The 4,442-nt window shown below is 74.4% G+C and carries 2 protein-coding genes and 2 pseudogenes; 3 read left to right on the top strand and 1 reads right to left on the bottom strand.

Going from position 1 to position 4,442, the window contains the following annotated elements:
• Window positions 1-277, bottom strand: a pseudogene (locus C3486_RS36260) (hypothetical protein); the annotation flags it as partial.
• A 301-nt stretch (window positions 278-578) separates the two neighbouring features.
• Here C3486_RS36260 and C3486_RS36255 point away from each other — a divergent pair.
• The 3 genes and pseudogenes from C3486_RS36255 to C3486_RS36245 form a co-directional block, all read left to right on the top strand.
• On the top strand, window positions 579-860 hold the full coding sequence (locus tag C3486_RS36255; RefSeq protein ID WP_103837101.1) for an acylphosphatase: 282 nt from the start codon (window positions 579-581) through the stop codon (window positions 858-860).
• 381 nt (window positions 861-1,241) lie between these two features.
• Complete coding sequence (locus tag C3486_RS36250) at window positions 1,242-1,448, top strand: hypothetical protein (RefSeq protein ID WP_052864954.1); 207 nt, start codon at window positions 1,242-1,244, stop codon at window positions 1,446-1,448.
• 357 nt (window positions 1,449-1,805) lie between these two features.
• Window positions 1,806-4,442, top strand: a pseudogene (locus C3486_RS36245) (AAA family ATPase); the annotation flags it as partial.

Raw genomic sequence — 4,442 nt, 5'->3', positions numbered from 1 at the left:
GGAGCGGGGAACCCGCCCCCTGGGTCCTGGCCGCCTCCGGCAGCGCGCCAGTGCGCACCTGCCCGCCGGGTCCGTCCGTGCCGCCGGGCACGTACGTGTCGCCGCCCGGCAGCAGCCCCGCCGAGACGGCCACGACCCCCATCGCCAGCGCGGCCGACACGCCGAGCAGCCCGGTCCGCACGGGCGCGGTTCGGAGGAAGCCGCCGGGACGGGAGGGGGAGTGGGGGCCGGAGGAGTCGCTGGTGCGAGAGGTGCCGCGGAGGGATGTGGTGCTCATGGGGCTCACCGGTCCCGGCGCGCCGTGGCCGCGGTGGCGCCCCGGCCGGCCCGGCCGCGCCGGCCCGTGCGCCGCGGTGTCGGCGGCCGGTGTCACAGGCGCCCCGGGCGCCACGGGCGGAGCGGTGCGTCGATGGCGGCCCATCCGATGGCTTCCTTCCGTCCTGACCGTCGTGGAACCGCGGTCCACGAACGCCACATCCGAATCACCCGCACGAGTGACCTCTGACGTCGCGTGACTGTACGGCACGGCGTACGAGGCCGAGGTGCTCGGCGAGCAATTGGCCGGTTAACGTGCACGCATGAACGAAGATGTCCGTCTGACGGCCTGGGTCCGCGGCCGAGTGCAAGGTGTCGGCTTCCGTTGGTTCACCCGGGCCAACGCCCTGCGCATCGGAGGGCTCGTCGGCTTCGCGATCAACCGGGAGGACGGCCGCGTCCAGGTGGTGGCGGAGGGGCCCCGGGACCGGTGCGAGGAGTTGCTGGAGTGGCTGCGGACCGGGGACACGCCCGGACGGGTCGACGGGGTGAATGAGATTTGGGACACGCCGCGAGGCGGGTACGACGGCTTCGCGATCCGCTGAGGAAGGGCCGCCGGACGGCCCCGCCGACCGGCGGTGACCCGTCTCATGACATGCCGCCGGCACCTGCGGGAGGCAGAAACTTCCTGGTGGTTGCCAATTCGGCCGTCCCATGGAAGGCTGCCGCAGTAAGGATGATCTCCACGCCCCCGGGCCGATTCCGGAGCGCCGACCCGAGCCTTCTGCCGTCGCGCGCCCGCACGAGCCCCCGGATACGGGGCGTGATCGTGTTGACCGTCAAACCTTTTGGTGAGACTCTGGAATCCCCGCGCACCTTAGCTGTTTGGCATTGCGTACACCAGAGAATGACAGACACCGCGGGTGCGATTCCCTCACGACCCACCACCGCTTCGGTCGGTCACTCAGTGTGGAGGACCACTCATCATGGCAAAGGCGCTTCTCGGTTACGTCGGCGGCTCCGACCCCCGAGTCCTCGCCGAGATGCGACGGCTTCAGCAGCGCGTCCAGGACCTGGAATCCGAGCTCATCCGGATTCAGGCGGAGAACGACGCGCTGTCCGCTGCCGCACGTCACGGCGACTCGCTGCTCGACAGCATCGACGTATCCCAGGCGGAGCCGGCGCTCACCTGACCATCGCCCCAAGGGCCGGTCGGGCTGTTACGACAGCCACTCAAGGCACCGCTCTCTGAAGATTCAAGGGACGCTTCGGCGTCCCTTCGTCGTTCGCGCCCCCACTCCCCGGCGACTTCTTACCGCATGATGTGCCCTGCACGTTCCGCGGTGAAACCGAAAAGGTCCCGCCGCGCAAGCCGGCGGCCCTCCGCGCCGGCCGGCCGGCACCTTCGGCCGGACCCCGGCAGCGCCCGCCGACCGGACCCCGACGGACCCGCCGGACGGGGTACGCACGCGCCGTACGCCGGACGCGGCGCGCCAGGCGCGGACCGGACGACCGCGGTCGGCGGCGCCCGAAAGGTAGAGTCCAAAGGCGTGCACCTCAAGAGCCTGACCCTGCGCGGATTCAAGTCCTTCGCATCCGCCACCACGCTGCGCTTCGAGCCCGGCATCACCTGTGTCGTGGGCCCGAACGGCTCGGGCAAGTCCAATGTGGTGGACGCCCTCTCGTGGGTCATGGGCGAGCAGGGCGCGAAGTCGCTGCGCGGCGGCAAGATGGAGGACGTCATCTTCGCCGGCACCACGGGCCGCCCGCCCCTGGGCCGCGCCGAGGTCTCGCTCACCATCGACAACTCCGACGGCGCGCTGCCCATCGAGTACGCCGAGGTCACGATCACGCGGATCATGTTCCGCAACGGCGGCAGCGAGTACCAGCTCAACGGCGACACCTGCCGGCTGCTGGACATCCAGGAGCTGCTGTCCGACTCCGGCATCGGCCGCGAGATGCACGTCATCGTCGGGCAGGGCCAGCTCGACGGGGTGCTGCACGCCGACCCGATGGGCCGCCGGGCCTTCATCGAGGAGGCGGCCGGCGTCCTGAAGCACCGCAAGCGCAAGGAGAAGGCGCTGCGGAAGCTGGACGCGATGCAGGCCAACCTCGCCCGCGTCCAGGACCTCACCGACGAGCTGCGCCGCCAGCTGAAGCCGCTGGGCCGCCAGGCCGCGGTCGCCCGCCGCGCCGCCGTCATCCAGGCCGACCTGCGCGACGCCCGGCTCCGGCTGCTCGCCGACGACCTCGTGACGCTGCGCGAGGCGCTCCGTACGGAGATCGCCGACGAGGCCGCGCTCAAGAAGCGCCGGGAGGCCACCGAGGCCGAGCTGAAGGAGGCGCTGCGGCGCGAGGCGGCGCTGGAGGAAGAGGTGCGGACGCTGGCGCCGCGGCTCCAGCGCGCCCAGCAGACCTGGTACGAGCTGTCGCAGCTGGCGGAGCGGGTACGCGGCACGGTCTCGCTGGCCGAGGCCCGGGTGAAGAGCGCGCAGACCGCGCCCCCGGACGAGCGGCGCGGCCGGGACCCCGAGGAGATGGAGCGCGAGGCGGCCCGCATCCGTGAGCAGGAGGCGGAGCTGGAGGCCGCGCTGGAGGCCGCGTCCCGGGCGCTGGACGACATGGTCGAGCACCGCGCGGCGCTGGAACGGCAGCTCCAGGACGAGGAGCGCCGGATAAGGGATGCGGCGCGGGCCATCGCGGACCGGCGCGAGGGGCTGGCGCGGCTGCACGGCCAGGTCACGGCCGCGCGCGGGCGGGCCGCCTCGGCCCAGGCGGAGATCGACCGGCTGACCGAGTCGCGGGACGCGGCGCAGCAGCGCGCGGTCGCGGCCCAGGAGGAGTACGAGCAGCTCAAGGCCGAGGTCGACGGGCTGGACGCGGGTGACGAGGAGTTGGCGGAGCAGCACGAGCGGGCCAAGGAGGAGCTGGCCGGCGCCGAGCGCGCGCTGACGGCGGCCCGTGAGGCGCTGACCGCGGCGGAGCGCAAGCGCGCGGCGACCGCGGCCCGGCACGACGCGCTGGCGCTGGGGCTGCGCCGCAAGGACGGTACGGGTGCGCTGCTGGCGGCCGCCGACCGGCTGGGCGGGCTGCTGGGCCCGGCGGCCGAGCTGCTGACGGTGCAGCCGGGGTACGAGGTGCCGGTCGCGGCGGCGCTGGGCGCGGCGGCCGACGCGGTGGCCGTGGCGGACCCGGCGACCGCCGCGGAGGCCATCCGCCTGCTCCGCAAGCAGGACGCGGGCCGCGCGGTCATGCTCCCGGCGGCCCCGGCGGAACGCCCGTTGTCGGACGCGGCGGGGGAGCCGTCCTTCGCCGGTACGGCATCGGGGAACGGCGTGACGACGGGTGCCGATGAGGTGCCTGGTGCCGATGGCGGGACAGGAACTCCCGTGGCGTCCACGTCGGGTGACGCCACGACAGCCGGCCCTGTGCCCGCGGCTGCTGACGGCCCGCCAGGCGCGGGCGGCGGTCCCGCGTCGACCGGCGACGCTCCGTACGAAGGCAGCGGTGCCCCCGCCATCCCAGGCGCGCGTACCGCCGCCGGGGCTGCCGAAGACGCCGCCGGCGGTGGGGCCTTCGGGGCCGTGCCCGCCGCCCGGGTGCCCGATGGGCCGCCCGCGGCTGCCGAACTGATCAGCGGGCCGGCGGAGTTGCTGCCCGCCGTGCGGCGGCTGCTGCGCGACGTGGTCGTGGTGAGCACGCTGGAGGACGCCGAGGACCTGGTCGCCGCGCGGCCCGGGGTGACCGCCGTGACCGCCGAGGGCGACCTGCTCGGGGTGCACTTCGCGCAGGGCGGTTCGGCCGGCGCGCCCAGCCTGCTGGAGGTGCAGGCGTCCGTCGACGAGGCGGCGGCGGAGCTGGAGGAGCTGGCCGCACGCTGCGACGAGCTGGTCGAGGAACAGCGGCTGGCCACCGAGCGCCGCGCCGAAAAAGCCGCCGCGGTCGAGGAGCTGGCGGAGCGTCGGCGCGCGGCCGACCGGGAGAAGTCGCAGGTCGCGCAGGCGCTGGGGCGGCTCGGCGGACAGGCGCGGGGCGCCGCGGGCGAGGCGGAGCGGTCGGCCGCCGCGGTCGCCAAGGCCGAGGAGGCGCTGGCCCGCGCGACCCAGGAGGCCGAGGAGCTGGCGGAACGTCTCGCCGTTGCCGAGGAGACCCGGGCGACGAAGAGCCGGACACCTCCGTACGGGACC

The organism is Streptomyces sp. Ru73 (assembly GCF_002920575.1).
GTDB lineage: Bacteria > Actinomycetota > Actinomycetes > Streptomycetales > Streptomycetaceae > Streptomyces.
This window is presented reverse-complemented; position numbering and strand designations above follow the sequence as displayed.